The 16,707-nt window shown below is 64.8% G+C and carries 18 protein-coding genes; 11 read left to right on the plus strand and 7 right to left on the minus strand.

The window, feature by feature from the left end; genetic code table 11:
- Position 1 precedes the first annotated feature (1 nt).
- From ACFVTG_RS22215 to ACFVTG_RS22245, 7 genes are all read left to right on the plus strand, one after another.
- Positions 2-388, plus strand: coding sequence for an urease subunit beta (locus ACFVTG_RS22215; RefSeq protein WP_390282934.1), 387 nt, complete (start codon positions 2-4; stop codon positions 386-388).
- Positions 385-2,130 carry an urease subunit alpha gene (ureC, locus tag ACFVTG_RS22220; protein WP_390282935.1) on the plus strand — a complete coding sequence of 582 codons (1,746 nt, stop codon included), beginning with the start codon at positions 385-387 and terminating at the stop codon, positions 2,128-2,130. The genes ACFVTG_RS22215 and ureC overlap by 4 nt, the downstream gene beginning before the upstream one ends.
- A gap of 19 nt (positions 2,131-2,149) precedes the next feature.
- Positions 2,150-2,635, plus strand: a complete 486-nt coding sequence (ureE, locus tag ACFVTG_RS22225; protein ID WP_390282936.1) for an urease accessory protein UreE — start codon at positions 2,150-2,152, stop codon at positions 2,633-2,635.
- A 165-nt stretch (positions 2,636-2,800) separates the two neighbouring features.
- Positions 2,801-3,472 (plus strand): urease accessory protein UreF, encoded by a 672-nt coding sequence (locus ACFVTG_RS22230; RefSeq protein WP_390282937.1) that lies wholly within the window; start codon positions 2,801-2,803, stop codon positions 3,470-3,472.
- Positions 3,473-3,488: 16 nt separating this feature from the next.
- A complete protein-coding gene (gene ureG / locus ACFVTG_RS22235) occupies positions 3,489-4,106 on the plus strand; it encodes an urease accessory protein UreG (protein ID WP_078106937.1) in 618 nt (205 codons plus the stop codon).
- A complete protein-coding gene (locus ACFVTG_RS22240) occupies positions 4,103-5,143 on the plus strand; it encodes an urease accessory protein UreD (protein ID WP_390282938.1) in 1,041 nt (346 codons plus the stop codon). Before ureG ends, ACFVTG_RS22240 begins: the two co-directional genes overlap by 4 nt.
- The gene (locus ACFVTG_RS22245; RefSeq protein WP_390282939.1) at positions 5,143-6,186 is read left to right on the plus strand and encodes a HoxN/HupN/NixA family nickel/cobalt transporter; all 1,044 of its coding nucleotides are present in this window, start codon (positions 5,143-5,145) and stop codon (positions 6,184-6,186) included. Before ACFVTG_RS22240 ends, ACFVTG_RS22245 begins: the two co-directional genes overlap by 1 nt.
- On the opposite strand, the gene ACFVTG_RS22250 is transcribed toward ACFVTG_RS22245, so the two are convergent.
- Positions 6,183-7,208 carry a PHP domain-containing protein gene (locus ACFVTG_RS22250; RefSeq protein WP_390282940.1) on the minus strand — a complete coding sequence of 342 codons (1,026 nt, stop codon included), beginning with the start codon at positions 7,206-7,208 and terminating at the stop codon, positions 6,183-6,185. The genes ACFVTG_RS22245 and ACFVTG_RS22250 overlap by 4 nt on opposite strands.
- A gap of 323 nt (positions 7,209-7,531) precedes the next feature.
- On the opposite strand from ACFVTG_RS22250, the gene malQ reads away from it, so the two are divergent.
- A complete protein-coding gene (gene malQ, locus ACFVTG_RS22255) occupies positions 7,532-9,724 on the plus strand; it encodes a 4-alpha-glucanotransferase (protein ID WP_390282941.1) in 2,193 nt (730 codons plus the stop codon).
- A 152-nt stretch (positions 9,725-9,876) separates the two neighbouring features.
- Here malQ and ACFVTG_RS22260 read toward each other — a convergent pair whose 3' ends face one another.
- From ACFVTG_RS22260 to ACFVTG_RS22280, 5 genes are read right to left on the minus strand one after another with little or no spacing between them, the layout of a single operon-like run.
- Entirely contained in the window at positions 9,877-10,947 is a 1,071-nt protein-coding gene (locus ACFVTG_RS22260; protein WP_390282942.1) for a lactonase family protein, read from the minus strand.
- Between the two features lie 32 nt (positions 10,948-10,979).
- Positions 10,980-11,810 carry an aldo/keto reductase gene (locus ACFVTG_RS22265; RefSeq protein WP_390282943.1) on the minus strand — a complete coding sequence of 277 codons (831 nt, stop codon included), beginning with the start codon at positions 11,808-11,810 and terminating at the stop codon, positions 10,980-10,982.
- Between the two features lie 19 nt (positions 11,811-11,829).
- Positions 11,830-12,834: an SDR family oxidoreductase gene (locus ACFVTG_RS22270; protein WP_390282944.1), complete on the minus strand. Its 1,005-nt coding sequence runs from the start codon at positions 12,832-12,834 to the stop codon at positions 11,830-11,832.
- Positions 12,831-13,802 carry an aldo/keto reductase gene (locus ACFVTG_RS22275; RefSeq protein WP_390282945.1) on the minus strand — a complete coding sequence of 324 codons (972 nt, stop codon included), beginning with the start codon at positions 13,800-13,802 and terminating at the stop codon, positions 12,831-12,833. The genes ACFVTG_RS22270 and ACFVTG_RS22275 overlap by 4 nt, the downstream gene beginning before the upstream one ends.
- Before the next feature lie 35 nt (positions 13,803-13,837).
- Entirely contained in the window at positions 13,838-14,683 is an 846-nt protein-coding gene (locus tag ACFVTG_RS22280) for an aldo/keto reductase (protein WP_390282946.1), read from the minus strand.
- 163 nt (positions 14,684-14,846) lie between these two features.
- On the opposite strand from ACFVTG_RS22280, the gene ACFVTG_RS22285 reads away from it, so the two are divergent.
- The 3 genes from ACFVTG_RS22285 to ACFVTG_RS22295 all read left to right on the plus strand — a co-directional run bounded on the left by ACFVTG_RS22285 (position 14,847) and on the right by ACFVTG_RS22295 (position 16,391).
- Complete coding sequence (locus ACFVTG_RS22285; protein WP_390282947.1) at positions 14,847-15,770, plus strand: helix-turn-helix transcriptional regulator; 924 nt, start codon at positions 14,847-14,849, stop codon at positions 15,768-15,770.
- Positions 15,771-15,915: 145 nt separating this feature from the next.
- Positions 15,916-16,122: a hypothetical protein gene (locus tag ACFVTG_RS22290; RefSeq protein ID WP_284754358.1), complete on the plus strand. Its 207-nt coding sequence runs from the start codon at positions 15,916-15,918 to the stop codon at positions 16,120-16,122.
- Entirely contained in the window at positions 16,119-16,391 is a 273-nt protein-coding gene (locus ACFVTG_RS22295; RefSeq protein WP_284754359.1) for a hypothetical protein, read from the plus strand. Before ACFVTG_RS22290 ends, ACFVTG_RS22295 begins: the two co-directional genes overlap by 4 nt.
- An 81-nt stretch (positions 16,392-16,472) precedes the next feature.
- On the opposite strand, the gene ACFVTG_RS22300 is transcribed toward ACFVTG_RS22295, so the two are convergent.
- The gene (locus tag ACFVTG_RS22300) at positions 16,473-16,682 is read right to left on the minus strand and encodes a dodecin (protein WP_184740694.1); all 210 of its coding nucleotides are present in this window, start codon (positions 16,680-16,682) and stop codon (positions 16,473-16,475) included.
- Between the last annotated feature and the right edge of the window lie 25 nt (positions 16,683-16,707).

Genomic DNA, 16,707 nt, shown 5'->3' on the forward strand with positions numbered 1-16,707 from the left:
TATGATTCCCGGTGAGTACCGGCTCCAGGCAGAGCCCATTGCCTGTAACAGCGGACGCGAGGCAATCGCCGTCGACGTCGTCAACCGTGGCGACCGCCCCGTCCAGGTGGGCTCGCACTACCACTTTGCCGAATCGAACCCCGCGCTCGATTTTGACCGCGACGCCGCTTACGGCCGCCGCCTGGACATCCCCGCCGGAACGGCGGCGCGCTTCGAGCCCGGTGATTCCAAGACCGTCAAACTCGTTGCGCTCGCAGGAAGCCGCGAGGTCTACGGCCTGCGGAACGCCGTCAACGGTCCCCTTGACGCGGACGCCGGAAAGAACGACGGCGGCGCTGCCGCTGCCACCGAAGGGCCCGGAGCCAGCAAAGAAGGGACAGCCCAGTGAGCTTTGAAATTTCGCGCAAGCAGTACGCAGACCTATACGGCCCGACGACGGGCGACTCCATCCGCCTGGCGGACACCGAACTCTTCCTTGAGATCGAGAAGGATTACACGGTCTACGGCGAAGAGGTCATGTTCGGCGGCGGCAAGGTAGTCCGCGACGGCATGGGGCAGAACGGCCAAGTGACCCGCGACGAGGACGTCCCGGACACCGTCATTTCGAACGTGGTGGTCCTTGACTACACCGGAATCTACAAGGCCGATGTGGCGCTCAAAGACGGGCACATCTTCAAGATCGGCAAGGCCGGCAACCCCCAGATCGCCGACGGCGTGGACATCGTGATCGGCGCCAGCACTGAGATGATCGCCGGGGAAGGCAAGATCCTCACCGCAGGCGGCGTGGACACCCACATCCACTACATTTCACCGGACCAGGTCCCCACGGCCCTGTGCAGCGGAATCACCACCATGGTCGGCGGTGGCACGGGACCGGCCGAAGGTACCAAGGCCACCACCATCACGCCCGGCAAATGGCACATTTCGCGGATGCTGCAAGCCGCGGAAGGCCTGCCGATCAATATCGGCCTCCTCGGCAAGGGCCACGCCTCCGCCGTCGAGCCGCTGGCCGAACAGATCCGCGCAGGCGCAGTAGGACTCAAAGTCCACGAGGACTGGGGCGCCACGACGTCGTCGATCGATATGTCCCTGCGCGTGGCTGACGAATACGACGTGCAGGTAGCCATCCACACCGACACCCTCAACGAGTGCGGATTCGTCGAGGACACCATCAAGGCTATCGACGGCCGCGTCATCCACACTTTCCACACCGAAGGCGCCGGCGGCGGGCACGCTCCGGACATCATCAAGATCGCCGGATTGCCCAACGTGCTCCCGGCATCCACCAACCCCACGCTCCCGTACACGCGCAACACCATCGAAGAGCACCTGGACATGCTCATGGTGTGCCACCACCTCAACCCGGACATCCCGGAAGACGTGGCGTTCGCCGATTCCCGCATCCGGGCCGAAACCATCGCCGCCGAAGACGTGCTCCAGGACTTGGGCATCTTCTCGATGACCTCCTCGGATTCCCAGGCCATGGGCCGCGTGGGCGAAGTTGTCATCCGCACTTGGCAAGTGGCCGACGCCATGAAACGGCAGCGGGGCGTCCTCAAGGACGCGTCCGGCGCCAGCCACGGCGCTGCGAACGGCTTGGGCGAGGAAAGCGACAACTTCAGGATCAAGCGCTACATCTCCAAATACACCATCAACCCCGCGATCGCGCAGGGCATGGCCGACTCCATTGGCTCGGTGGAAGTGGGCAAGTTCGCCGACCTCGTCCTGTGGAATCCGGCCTTCTTCGGCGTGAAGCCGGACCTGGTCATCAAGGGCGGGCAGATAGCCTACGCGCTCATGGGCGATTCCAACGGCTCCATCCCCACCCCGCAACCACGCACCATGCGCCCCATGTTCGCCACCTACGGCAAGGCGTTGAAGCAGTCTTCCATCACCTTCCTGTCCAAGGCGGCCATCGACGCCGGCGTCCCCGAGGAACTGGGATTGGAGCGCGTTATCCGGCCGGTTTCCGGTATCCGGAACCTGAGCAAAGCGGACCTCAAGTTCAACGGCGAAACGCCCGATATCGCCGTCGACCCCGAAACCTACAAAGTGACGGTCGACGGCGAAGACGTCACCTGCGAACCTTCCGACGTGCTGCCCATGGCCCAGCGCTACTTCCTTTTCTAGATCGCCGGAGGAAAACCACATGATCATCGAAAAGATCCTCGGCAACCTGCACGAACTGCCGCAGGCCGAGGCCGCGGCGCTCGCCAAACTCCACAAGGAGAAGGTCGTGCTGCCCAGCGCCCAACTCGTCAAGCGCATCCAACGCGTCACCACAGACCACGGGAAGGAGCTCGGCATCCGCCTCCCGGCCGGATCCGGAGACCTGCGCGACGGCGACATCCTCGCAGTCGAGGACGCGAACCTGATCGTGGTGTCCGTGCTGCCGAGCGACGTCCTGGTCATCGCCGCCCGCAGCATCTACGAAATGGGCGTAGTGGCGCACTCCCTCGGCAACCGGCACCTGCAGGCCCAGTTCTTCGACGGCGACTCCGAATACGGGGCCGAAGTCATGGTGTGCCAGTACGACCACACGGTCGAGGACTACCTCAAACACGTCGGTGTGCCTTACGACCGCCAGGAACGCGTAATGCTGGTGCCTTTTCGCCATGCTGAACACACGCACTAGGCCGGTCCCGTCGCGGCGCTCTTCGCGCGGGTTGTCGGGTTCGGTCGCCTTTGCTTCGGCAGGTGATAGGGGCCGTGCCCGCTTCGCGGTGCCCTCCACACCGCGGCCCCTATCACCTGCCTCCGCCCTGTACGTCACCACAGCTGCGCTCGCGCGAGGCGACCGATGAGCGCGTCTTATCAGCTTGCGTTCCAGCAGCTGACTGACTCCGCGTTGCCTACTGGGGCATTTGCTCACTCGCTGGGGTTTGAGACGTACATCGAGCGAGGGTTGGTTCAAGATGAAGCCTCATTCGGCACTTGGCTGGCTGCGTTTGTGGGGCAGCAGTTGACTTATTCCGATGGTTTGGGCATTCGGTTCCTTTATGAAGGGGTGGGTCTGGGGGAGTTGGATGCTCATTTGAGTGCTCAGCTCTTGCCTCGGCAGTTGCGGGAGGCCAGTACCAAAATGGGTGGGCGGCTGATCGAGATCGGGACCGAAGTCTTTCCGTCGGCCGAGCTGGAAGCTTACCGGGCTATGGTGGCCACGGGCCGGGCTGCCGGGCATCAGCCGCTGGCGTTCGCCGTCGTCGCACGCTCGCTGGGCGTGCCGTTCGAAGAAGCGCTGGCCGCGTACCTTTTCGCGGCGGTCACCTCCCTGACGCAGAACGCCGTGCGCGCCATCCCGCTTGGCCAGAACTCCGGGCAGCGCCTGCTGCGCAAAGCGCACGACGGCGTCGCTGCCGCCGTCGAACATGTCCAGCACCTCGGCTGGGACGACTTCGGGGCCGTCAGCCCCGGCCTGGAAATTTCGCAGATGCGGCACGAATGGCAACGTGCGCGCATGTTCATGAGCTAGAACCATAGGAGGACACATGTCTGAACCCATCAAGATCGGCATCGGCGGACCGGTAGGCGCCGGCAAGACCCAGCTCGTGGAGCGGCTGACCCGCCACATGAGCCGGGAAATCTCCATGGCCGCCATCACCAACGACATCTACACGATCGAAGACGCCAAAATCCTTGCGGCCAACGGCATCCTGCCCGAAGACCGCATCATCGGCGTCGAAACCGGCGGCTGCCCGCACACCGCCATCCGCGAAGACACCTCCATGAACACGGCGGCCATCGAGGAACTCAAGAAGCGCCACCCGGACCTGCAGGTGATCTTCGTCGAATCCGGCGGCGACAACCTCTCCGCCACATTCAGCCCCGAGCTCGTGGACTTCTCGATCTACATCATTGACGTCGCCCAGGGCGAGAAAATCCCCCGCAAGGCCGGCCAAGGCATGATCAAGTCGGACCTGTTCATCATCAACAAGACCGACCTCGCCCCCTTCGTCGGGGCCGACCTGTCAGTGATGGAGCGGGACTCCAAGGAATTCCGCGGCGACAAGCCCTTCTGCTTCACGAACCTCAAGACCGACGAAGGGCTCGACAAGGTCATCGCATGGATGCGGCACGATGTCCTGATGCTCGACCTGGCGCAATGAGCGCGACGGCGGCTGCGGCTGAGGCGCTGGACCCGCTTGCTGGCGCTGCTTGCGGCGCTTCGCCGGATATAGAGGGCCGTGCCCGTCCCCAGCCGCTCCCAACTCTCGCAAGCTCGAGTCGGGGCCCTCGCGGCAGTGGGCCCATCGCGGTGCCCGCCACGCCGCGGCCCTCTATATCCGGCTCCGCTGCTGCTGTCGTCTCACCGCGGGGGCGCCTGGACCTTGTTGTCGCCCTTCGTGCTGGTCGTTCCGTGGCCGTGCAGCAGTTTCATCAGGGTGCCTTGCGGGTTTTGAGACCGCATTACTTGGATGAGAGCGGGCAGGTTTGTTATGTCGTGGTCAACCCTGGCGGGGCGTATTTGGGGGCGGATCTCTATGTTGTGGACGTGGAGGTGGAGGCGGGGGCTTCGTTGCTTTTGACGACGCAGTCGGCCACGAAGATCTATCGGACTCCGGGGTCGTTTGCCGAGCAGCGGATGACTATCCGGCTGGGGGAGGGGGCGGAACTGGAGTTGGCACCTGACCAGCTCATCGCCTACCGGGAGGCCAGCTATCGGCAGGACACGCACATCACTGTGCACCCGACGTCGAGCCTCATCATGGCGGAAGTCATCACTCCGGGCTGGTCCCCGGATGGCGCTTCTTTCAAGTACAAGGAACTCCGGCTCCGGAACGAGATCCAGGTGGAGGGCGACGACGGCGCGGCGCTGCTTGCGCTCGACAACCTCCTGATCCGGCCGCCCCTGGGCGATGTGACCGGAATGGGCTTCATGGAGGGGTACAGCCACCTGGGTTCGCTCGTTGTGGTGGATCCGCGGGTTGACCAGGCGCTCGCCGATGAACTGCACCGGCTGACGGCGGGGTATGAGGCGTACTCGGGTTTGTCGTTGACCCGAACCCTTGCGGGCACGACGGGCCTGGTCCTACGATCCCTCTCGAACAGCACCGAGGAACTGAATCGATTGCTCGGTGCCTGTACTGGCCTTTTGCGCGAACGCTGGTACGGCAGGGCGCCGCTGAACCTCAGGAAGTACTGATGACTTCACTCGCCGAGTTCGCTTCGATGTATCGCCAGCGTGAGCATCTCCCGATGAAGTCGCGCCTCGCGTTCATGTTCGGTTCCGTCGTCCTCCTGCACCTTGCCGCCGTCGTATTCCTGCTGGTGGGTGGTGCCGGTGGCGGCCAGCCTCTGACGCTGGGCCTCGTGCTGACGGCGTATGTGGCCGGTATCAAGCACAGCTACGACTGGGACCACATCGCCGCGATCGACAATTCCACACGAAAATTCGTGGCACAGCACAAGGACCCCGTGAGTGTCGGCTTCGCCTTCAGCCTGGGCCACAGCTCCGTGGTGATCCTGGCCGGGGTGATGGTGGTCGGCGGCGCCAGCCTCGTGGGCCAGCTCATGGAGGACGCCACCACCGGACACCTCGTGCTGGGGCTGATCGGCAGCGGCGTGTCCGGGCTCTTCCTTCTGGCCATGGGCATCTTCAACGGGTCGGCGTTCCTCCGCACGATGCAGTTGTACCGCGCCGCCCAGGCCGGCGGCGCGATCGCCGTCGACGACCTCGAAACCAAAGGGTTCATCGCGCGGCTCTTGGCCAAGCCGCTATCCAAGGTCCAGCGTCCGCGGAACATCTATGTGATCGGGTTCTTGTTCGGGCTCGGCTTCGACACCGCCACCACCATCGGGCTGCTGGTGCTCACGACGGCGGCGTCGCTCGCGGGTGTGCCCGTGCTCGCCCTCCTGGCGCTGCCGCTCGCTTTCACCGCGGCGATGACCCTTTGCGATTCCATCAACGGCGTGGCCATGATGCGCATGTACAAATCCGCCATCCATGATCCCCAGCGCAAGCTTGGATTCAACGCCATCATCACCGGCATCTCGGCCTTCTCGGCCCTGTTCATCTCGGTCATCACGCTGGGCGGCTTCCTCAATGCGGCCTTTGGACTGAGCGATCCTGTCACCACGTGGCTGGGCGAAATTGACCTCGGCGACGCCGGCCTGGTGCTGATTGGGCTGTTCGCCGTCGTTTGGGTGGTTGCGGCCCTGCGATTCCGGGCGGCGCGGCGCCGCTAGTCGGGCTGGAGCCACTCCAGAAGGCGATCCAATGCCCAAGTCGTGATAATGCGATCGGCGGGTACGCCGTTGGCTTCCGCCCGCTCCGCACCATACTGCAGGAAGTCGAGCTGGCCGGGGGCATGGGCGTCACTGTCGATGCTGAAGAGGCAGCCGGCGTCGAGGGCAATTTGAATCAATTCGTCCGGCGGGTCCTGGCGCTCGAGCCGCGAATTGATCTCGACGGCGACCGAGTGTTCCGCGCACGACGCGAACACCTTTTCGGCGTCGAACTCCGACGGAGGCCGGGTTCCTCGCGATCCCTTGACCAAGCGGCCGGTGCAGTGCCCGAGGACGTTCGTGTGCGGGTTTTCGATGGCGGTGAGCATGCGCCGGGTCATGGGCCCTTTGTCGGACCGGAGCTTCGAGTGGACACTGGCCACTACAACGTCCAGTTGGCTCAGCAGTTCCGCGGACTGGTCCAGCTCGCCGTCTTCAAGGATGTCCACTTCGATGCCGGCCAACAGCCGAAAGCCAGGATCCTGCCCGTTTTGCCCGTTGATCCCATCCACAACGGTGAGTTGTTCCATCAAACGCTCCGGGCTGAGCCCGTTGGCGATGGTGAGGTTGGGGGAGTGATCGGTCAGGGCGAGATATTCCCGTCCGAGTATACGAGCCGCGTCGGCCATAACCTCGATCGGCGAGCCGCCGTCGGACCAGTTGCTGTGGCTGTGCAGATCGCCCCGGAGTTCGGCGTGCAGCTTGTGGCCACCCTTGACCAAGGGTTCGGCGCCACGACGACGGAGGTTTTCAAGGTAGTCCGGAACGGTGCCGCTCAGGGCTTGGCTGATCACCTCGAAAGTCCTACTGCCGATTCCCTTGGTTCGCTTGAGGCGGCCATCCTTGACCCGGGCGGCCAGTTCCTCTTGGCTCAGGCCGGCAATGATGCCCGCGGCCCGGCGGAACGCCTGGACCTTGAAGCTGTCCGCGAGTTCCCGTTCCAGCCAGAAGGCGGTTTCGTTGAGCGCGTCTACGGCGTCCATGGCTCAATCATGTACCACGCCGCGCCCAGGCGCATGTGAGCGAGCGTTTGGGTTTAGGGGCCTATAGGTGAGCGAGGGTTTGAGCCTTCCGACCCCCGCTCACGTATGTGGGGTCTACGACTGACGCTCGCTCAAATCAGGTGAGCGAGGGTTTGGGGTTGGGGGCCCATATGTGAGCGAGGGTTCCGGAATGGGGCGTCATGCTGTCGGAATAACTGGGACGGCCACCACCGCCCTGCAATAATCGGAACCAGTTGCCTCGCTTGAGTTGCACGCGGGGCGGTATGCACCTTCGGACGAATCACATCGCAGACGAGGCGGACATGACCAACACTCCCATCCAGCAGGCCACCGACACCACGGCGATGCCACCCGCTACGAACCCCGCCATTGACGAGGACTTGCTTCACCGGCTCGCGGATGCTCACGGCGTCGGGACGGCGTTCTACGGCTGGGATGGGCTGCAACACGACGTTTCGCCCACCACGTTGATCCAAGTGCTGGGCGCGCTGGGAGTCGCCGCACATTCCAACGAGCAGATCGAAGCGGCCCTTGCGGACGCGGAACTGGCGCCGTGGCGGCGGATGCTGCCGCCCGCCGTCGTCGTCCAGGAGGGAACGACGGCGGCTGTACACATCCACGTCCGCGACGGTTCGCCTGCGCGCCTGACGATCTCGCTCGAGGACGGAACGGAACTCGCGGCCACCCAACAGGAAGACTGGGCTTCGCCGCGCGACGTGGATGGAGTGCCCACAGGCCGCGCCACTTTTGAGGTGCCGGCCGGGTTGCCGCTCGGCTGGCATTCGCTCACGGCCGAGTCCGACGGCGTGACGGCCACCGCGGTGCTGGCCGTGGTTCCAGCCAAGTTGCAGACGGCAGCACAGCTCGAGGAACGGCGCGGCTGGGGACTCGCCACGCAGTTGTACTCGGTACGCTCGAAGCGCTCATGGGGCATCGGGGATTTCGCGGACTTGGCCGATTTGGCGTCGTTGGCTGGCACGCGCGGGGCCGACTACGTCCTCGTGAACCCCCTGCATGCCGCAGATCCGGTGCCTCCGGTTCAAGCGTCGCCGTATTCTCCGTCCACAAGGCGATTCTTCAACCCCCTTTACATTCGAATCGAATCCATTCCCGAACTGGCATATGTGAAGCCGCGGAAGCGGGCCACCGTGGACCGGCTGTTGGATGACGTCCACGCGCTCAACAAGGACGCGGAACGGCTGGACCGGGACCAGATCTTCGCCGCCAAGCTCGCAGCCCTGGAACTCCTTCACACGGTCAAGCTTTCTCCGGCCCGGCAGCGCGCCTTCGAGGAATTTTGCCGCGAGTCCGGCCCGGGCCTGGACGATTTCGCCCTTTGGTGCGCCATCCGCGAGGACCGATCGCCGGACGACCCCTTCTGGCAGGATCCCGCGGCCACGCTCGGTTCTCCGAAGCTTGAGTCGATGCGCCAGTCCCTGGCCGATCGGATCGGTTTCCACCGCTGGCTTCAGTGGATCTGCGATGAACAGCTCGAGTCAGCCCAGGCCGCGGCGAAGCGATCCGGCATGCGGCTGGGAGTGGTGCACGATCTCGCCGTCGGGGCGGACCTGAGCAGCGCCGACGCCTGGACCCTGCGCAGCAGCTTCGCGCCGGGTGTCAGCGTGGGCGCACCACCGGACATGTACAACCAGCTCGGACAGAACTGGAACCAGCCGCCGTGGCACCCGGTCCGTTTGGCGGAGGCGGGCTACGCGCCGTTGCGCGCGATGCTCTCCACCGTCCTCCGCCACGCCGGCGGAATCCGCGTCGACCACATCCTGGGGCTATTCCGCTTGTGGTGGGTACCTGCCGGCAACTCCGCCCGCGACGGCGCCTACGTCCGCTACGACCACGAGGCCCTGATCGGCATCCTTGCTTTGGAAGCGCACCGCGCGGGAGCGGTGGTCATCGGCGAAGACCTTGGCGTTTTCGAGCCGTGGGTGCGGGACTATCTTGCGGCCCGAGGCATCCTGGGCACGTCGATCCTTTGGTTCGAGTACGACGGCGACTCGCCCCTGCCGCCCGAACGTTACCGAACGCAGGCACTCGCCAGTGTCAACACCCACGACCTCCCGCCGACGGCCGGGTACCTCGCAGGCGATCACGTGGATCTCAGGAACCAACTGGGCTTGCTTGAACGAAGCGTGGCCGAGGAACGGGCCGAGCACGAGGCCAGCCTGGACAAGATGATGGGGTTGCTGCGGGAACGGGACCTGCTGCCTGCCGACGGAAAAGCGCTTGGTGAGGAGCAGGTCATTGAGGCGCTGCATCGTCTGCTGGCCCTCGCACCGTCGGTCCTGTTGGGCGTTGCGTTAGTGGATGCCGTAGGGGAGCGGAGGGTGCAGAACCAGCCGGGAACGACCTCGGAGGTCTACCCCAACTGGCAAGTGCCACTCGCCGACGAACGCGGACGCGCGGTGCTGATCGATGACCTTGATGCCAACCCTCGGTTCAACTCTTTGCTCGCGGCCGTGGACGAGGCTGTACGGGGTTAGGCAACGCATCGAGGCGTGAAATCTCGCCCTTTGGCCCTCCCCGCGACGCTCGCTCACCTTTGGGCCGTTTCAGTTGAACGCTCGCTCACCTTGATGAGCGAGCGTTCCCGATTTTGGCCGCATATGTGAGCGAGCGTCGCCGTTTTGGCCCGTCAGGGAGCTATAGCCAAAGCGGTGGGGGAACCCGTGTTCAGCTGGTCCAGGACGTCGCCCGGGATGCCCGTGGCAGGGTCCAGGGCGAACGTGGTGACTTGGTTGGAACGTTCGTGCGCGACGTGGAGCCAGCCGTCGCGGACCAAGTGGTGTCGGGGCCAGTCTCCTCCGCTGGGCACGTCAGCCACGGGCCGGAGCCGGGTTCCGCTGCCCTCGACGGCCAACACCGAGATCCGGTTGGAGCCGCGGATACCCGTGTAGACGAAGCGATTGTCCGGGGACAGCGCGATTTCGGCCGCGGCGTCGCCGTCGGCGGCCCCACCGGCCGTCGCAGGACCGCGACGGTGGAGTGCAAAGCGACCGTCCGCGCCGGGCAGGAGCACCACCACTTCGATGGAGTACTCGGTCACCACGAAGACCGCGTCGGCGGAGGGGTGCTGGACCAAGTGCCGCGGACCGCTGCCCACGGGGAGCGCGACTTCGTGGTCCTTGAGCAGGCCGGTGTCGGGGAAGTAATTCCACACCCGTACGAGGTCGAAGCCGAGGTCCGTGGTCATGATCCGGCCATCCTCGAGCATGAGGCTTGCGTGGGCGCGGCTCACCCGGGCGCCGCCCGTGGCAATGTCGATGCCGCCGTCGACGCTGGCGTGCGGGTCCTTGGCCGGCGGCGCGGCAAAGCGCGAGGTGATGCGGCCGTCGTCGTCGAGCCCGTACAGCAGCACGTTCCCGTCGCCCCAACAGTTGACCACGATGAAACGGGCGGAAGGGTCGACGGCGACGTGGCAAGCCGCGGCTCCGGCCGGCCAAGCCTCGCCCAGGGGCTCGAGGCCGAACAGCCCGGTCCGCCGGTACGCCCGGACCGTCTGGGCGGCCTCGGCTACCGCGTAGACCACCGGCAGGGCGGGGTGAACGGCAAGGAACGACGGCGACGGTGCTTCGACGGCGGTGCCCAGCCAAGCAATGCTGCCATCTTCACGCGCGGCGACTGCCCCAATGCCCATTCCGTTCCCGTCGCTGTCCGCGGTGTACGCGCCTGCCCAGATGAGCGTTCCGTCGATGTTCTCTGCCATGCCGTCCTCAGTGTTGGTGAGTAGAACCTGAATCAGTGTCCCTGTACGTCCGAGTCAACACCGGCATCGGCACCCGCGTCCAAAGTGGCGATCGCGGACAGGTCGTCATGGTCCAAAGCGAAGTCGAAAACGTCCAGGTTTTCCTTCATGCGCAGTGGATTGGCGGACTTCGGGATGGCCACGAGCCCCTCCTGGATGTGCCAGCGCAGCACCACCTGCCCGGGAGTCTTTCCGTGTTTCTTCCCGATCGCGGCCAAGACCGGGGCATTCAGGAGATCGCGGCCGGCCCCCAACGGACTGTACGATTCCGTGGCGATGCCATGGTTGCCGTTGAAGGCTCGCTCATCGATCCGCGTGATGGACGGTGAGATTTGGATTTGGTTGACGGCCGGCACCACCGAGGTTTCCTCAAGGAGCCGCTCGAGGTGCGAGGGCTTGAAGTTGGACACGCCGATCGAACGCACCTTCCCCTCAGCCTGCAGCCGCTCGAAAGTCTCCCAGGTGGACACGAATTCATTCCGTTGGGGGAGCGGCCAATGGATCAACAAGAGGTCCACGTAGTCCAGTCCGAGGCGCTTGAGGGAGCCCTCGAGCCCCTCGACGGCGCGATCGCGGCCCTGGTGTGTGCCGTCCAGTTTGGTGGTGATGAACAGTTCCTCGCGCGGGATGCCGCAATCCCGCACGCCTTGCCCGACGCCGGCCTCGTTACCGTAGCGGTACGCCGTGTCGACGTGCCGGTAGCCAAGCTCGACGGCGGACACCACCGCCGTGGCGACCTGGGCGTCGTCGAGCGGCCAGGTCCCGAGGCCGATCTGCGGAATGGCATTACCGTCATTGAGCCTGACGGTCGGAGCAAGTGCCATGGTCCTGTCCTTTCAGTTGCTAGATCGGCCTCCGTGCCCATTGGACCAGTTGATCGCTGAGTTTCATGAAGTCCTGGTCCACGTGCTTGATGCCTGGATGTTCATCATGCCACCGGACGATCTCCCGTGCGCCTGCCGCGAAAGGAATTTCTGCCCGATACCAGGGAACGAGCGTTTTGATCTTGGTGTTGTCGAAGACCACGGAGTGGGACCTGTCCCCGAGAAGCCCGGGTCCCAGCTCCGGGGAGTGCGCGGCAATGGTATCCGAGGCGATGTGCACGAGTTCGGGTTCCGGCACCCCGGCCGCTGTGGCGAAGAGCCGGTAGACCTGGTCCCACGGGAGGGCTTCGTCCGAGGTGATGGTGTAGCTTTCACCCACAGCCTGCGGCCGGCCGAGGAGGCCAACGAAGGCCACCGCAAAATCATCCGCGTGGGTGAGGGTCCACAGCGAGGTACCGTCGCCGTGGACTATCACAGGCAGGCCTTCCCGCATTCGATGGATGTCCGTCCACCCGCCCAGCAGGGCGATCCGCGTGCGGTCATAGGTGTGCGAAGGCCGGACGATCGTCACGGGGAATCCCTCGTCGCGGTAGGCCCGGACGAGAAAGTCTTCGCACGCGATCTTGTCCTGGGAGTACTTCCAGAACGGGTTCCTGAGCGGGGTCGATTCGAGGATCGGCAAGTGTGCGGGCGGCTTCTGGTAGGCCGAAGCCGAACTGATGAACACGTACTGCCCGGTCCGGCCGCGGAACAGCTCCACCGCGGCGGCCACATGCTCGGGCGTGAAAGAGATGAAGTCCGCGACGACGTCGAACTCGCGGCCGTTCAGCACCTCCGCCACCTCCGCGGGGTTGCGGATATCCGCCTGCAGCAATTCCGTGCCCGGAGGGGCCGGCCTTTCCGAGCTCACTCCGCGATTGAGCACGGTGAGCCGATGACCCAGCGCGACGGCGCGCTCCGCCACCGCCGCGCTGATGGTCCCGGTCCCGCCGATGAACAGCAGGCGCAACGGTGCCGACGTCACCACGCGTAGTCTTCCGGCGCGGTCCGGTGGCCCGGGAAGATATCGTCGAGCCGCTTGAGGGCGTCGGCGTCGAGGGTGACATCCAAAGCCCTGATGGCAGCGTCCAACTGCTCCTGCGTGCGCGGACCCACAATCGGCGCGGTCACAGCCGGTTGGTGCAGCAACCAGGCCAAGCCAACGTCGCCGGGCTCGTAGCCAAGGTCGTCGGCGAGGTCCTCGTACTGGCGGATCTGGTCTTCATGCTTCTTCAGGGTCTCCGCCGCGCGGCCCTCAAGGCGACGGACGCCGTCGCGTTCCTTCTTCAGCACCCCGCCCAAGAGCCCGCCGTGAAGCGGCGACCACGGGATGAGGCCGAGGCCGTACTGCTGGGCGGCCGGGATGACTTCCAGTTCGACATTGCGGGTGAGCAGGTTGTAGATGGACTGCTCGCTCACGAGTCCGTTGTAGTTGCGCCGCGCGGCAGTCTCCTGGGCCTGGGCGATGTGCCAGCCAGCGAAGTTGCTGCTTCCGGAATACAGGATCTTGCCCTGCTGGACCGCTACCTCGATGGCCTGCCAGATCTCGTCCCACGGCGTGTTCCGGTCCACGTGGTGGAACTGGTAGACGTCGATGTAGTCGGTCTGCAGGCGCTTGAGGCTGGCGTCCAAGGCGCGCCGGATGTTGAGGGCGGAGAGCTTGGACTCGTTGGGGCGGTCAGTCATGGTTCCGTAGAGCTTGGTGGCCAAGACAACACGATCGCGGCGCTCGCCGCCCTTGGCGAACCAGCGGCCCAGGATTTCCTCGGTCCAGCCCCGGTTGTCGTGGCCGCCGTAGACGTTGGCGGTGTCGAAGAAGTTGATGCCGGAGTCCAGCGCGGAATCCATGATGGAGTGCGCTGCGGATTCCTCGGTCTGCGGGCCGAAGTTCATGGTTCCGAGGCACAGGCGGGAGACGCTGAGGCCCGAGCGGCCCAAGTGGGTGTACTGCATGGTTTTGCTTTCCTTACGCTGTGATGGGTGGGTTTCTACATCTGGCTGAAGGACGCGACGGCGGGGTCGGCGCCGAGGCGGGCACCGCCGTCGAGCGCGCTGATGGCCGCCAGTTCGCCCGGGGTGAGCTGCAACGCCGCCGCCGCGAGATTCTGGCGGATCCGCTCCGGGTGGACGGACTTGGGGATCACGATGTTGCCCGTTCCGAGGTGCCAGGCCAGCACGATCTGCGCCGGGGTGGCACCGTACGTTTCGGCAAGTTCGGTGACCGTCGCCGACCCCAGGTCCGCTCCCTGCCCCAGCGGGCTGTAGGCCTCGACGGCGATCCCGTGCGAGCGGCTCTTCGCCGCCAGTTCCCGCTGTTGGAAGGTGGGGTGCAGTTCGATCTGGTTGACGGCGGGAACGACGTCGGCGAACTCAAGGAGAGTGTCGAGATGATCCTGCAAGAAGTTGGAGACGCCGATTGCCCGGGCGCCGCCGTCGGCGTGGATCTTTTCCAGTGCCTTCCACGCGTCGACGAACAGGCCTTGGGACGGCACAGGCCAGTGGATCAAGTAAAGGTCGATGACGTCGAGGCCGAGTTCGCGGCGGCTGTGGTCGAATGCCGCCGCGGCGCGGCCTTGTTCGCCGTTGCGGAGTTTGGTGGTGATGAAGAGTTCCTCCCGGGCGATGCCGGAAGCCTTGATTGCCGCGCCGACGCCGGATTCGTTCCGGTACGCCGCGGCCGTGTCGATGTGCCGGTACCCGGCTTCAAGCGCGTCCTCCACGGCCTTCTGGGTCTCGGCAGGTGGGACCTGGAAGACGCCGAAGCCGAGCTGGGGGATGGTGACCGAGTTGTTCAGGACGAGCCCGGGAACGGTTGAATTCTGAGCGTTGGACATGTCCGGCCTTTCGTCGCTGGTGGGTGGATTGCCTGACTGGCTTTTTCGAGCCTATGCACTTTCGGCAGAACAATCAGTAGTTTTGACGCCCCCTGTTTTTCCTAGGACTCGCAGTCCTACCTTGGCCGTGGAAACACGCCCTGAGGGAGGGAAGAATGGGGGCATGGGTCAAAGCGCCGAGTTCGGAAAGTTCCTCAAAGCCATGCGTGCCCGGATGTCGCCGGAGGATGCAGGGTTGCCGGAAGCGTCCGGCGCGCGCCGCGTTCCCGGGCTGCGCAGGGAAGAGATTGCCCGCTTGGCGGATGTCAGCACGGACTACTACACCCGCCTCGAACAGGGCCGCCATATCCATCCTTCGCGGGCGGTCCTTGAATCGGTGTCGCGGGCACTTCGCCTGGACTCAAGCGAGCACACCCACATGATGGACCTGCTTGAGCACTGCGCGGAGAGTGCCAAAGCGCCGACTACGACGCCCCGCGTGCGGCCGGCGCTACGCCAACTTCTGGACGCTGTGGGCGACGTTCCGGCGCTCCTGCTGGGCCGGCGCAGTGACGTGCTCGGAGCCAATCGCATGGCGATCCTACTGTTTGCCGACTTCCCGGCCATGCCTTCCGCTGAGCGGAACCTCACGCGTTGGCTGATCCTGGATCCACAGGCACGCGAACTGTTCCGGGACTGGAAGACGGTTGCGGCGGAAGCCGCCGGTTCCCTGCGTGCGGATACCGGGCGGCACCCCGACGACCCCCAAGCCAACCAACTCGTGGGCGAACTCGCTGTAAACAGCGAACACTTCCGCCAATGGTGGGCCGGTCATCGCGTGGCGGCGCGTTCCGCCGGGACTGTCCGCCTGCATCACCCCACTGTGGGAGACGTGGAGCTGAACTTCGAGAATCTGGCCCTGCCACAGGACCCGGACCAGGTTTTGAGGGTCTACTCCGCGAAGGCGGGTTCGCCGTCGGACGATGCCCTGAAGTTGCTGGGCAGCTTTGGCGCGGGAACGGTGTTTGGCGCGGGAACAGCATTTGGTGCGGGAACGGCGACGGCGAGCCCGGAGTTGTCCGAGCGTCATGCAATGGACGAGAGCTGAGGGAGTTTCACCCAAAAGCGGTCCACGTCACTGTGCTGTTGCATAGTGAATTGGCATGATTCTGTTTAGGTGCCCATTGGGCGGCTTTTGAATCGCGTTTACGCTGAATCCAGACCTTTTCGCATATCAAGGATGGAATTCAACGATGAAACGCATCGCGCTGCTGAGGGAACGGGCAATCACCGCCGGGTCCGCGGGATCCACGGGCTCGCATTGCCCGGCGTCCGGTCAGTGGAGCCCTGAAGGCGAACCCCACGTGGTCCACACGTTCTTTGAGGGCCACGTCTTCCCTGCCCACAACGGTGCGGCGACGGTCTGGCACCGCCAGTACCTGGTCTCCGAGTCCCGATGAGTCCAGAAACCTTGGGCGCGTGGGGCCCAAGCCACTTCACGACGTCGGCCCAACGGCCCGCTGGGGCGGCACTTCGCCTGCCGCCGTCGAAATGGTCCGAACTCAGCCGCGGCGAAACCGTCTGGATCCACGAGGACAAATGGGGCTTCGACGCCGGCCTAGTGGATGAAGTTTCCTCCGATCACGAACTCCTGTGGATCGAATTTGCCGGCCGTGGCCGGCGACTCCTCTGTGGCGGTGACCCCGTCCAAGTCTGGACCCGCGGGTGAGTCCAGCCTCGCAACTGATGGCCGTCAGCCTTTCCACAGAAAGGCTGACGGCCATCGTCGTTTTGGGGTTTAGAGGGCTTCTTATCGCTCCAGGCGGAATCCGAGCTTGATGGTTACCTGCCAGTCGGCAACGGCGCCCTCGCTGAGGTGGCCACGGATTTCCTTGACCTCGAACCAATCGAGGTTCCGAAGGGTCTGGCTAGCAGCCGCAATCCCGTTCTTGATGGCGGCGTCGACGCCCTCGGACGAGGTTCCAACAATTTCGGAAACGCTATATGTGTGGTCAGCCATTCTTGCTCCTCATGATCGTCCTTGA

It is taken from the genome of Arthrobacter sp. NPDC058127 (assembly GCF_042884555.1).
Classification (GTDB): Bacteria; Actinomycetota; Actinomycetes; order Actinomycetales; family Micrococcaceae; genus Arthrobacter.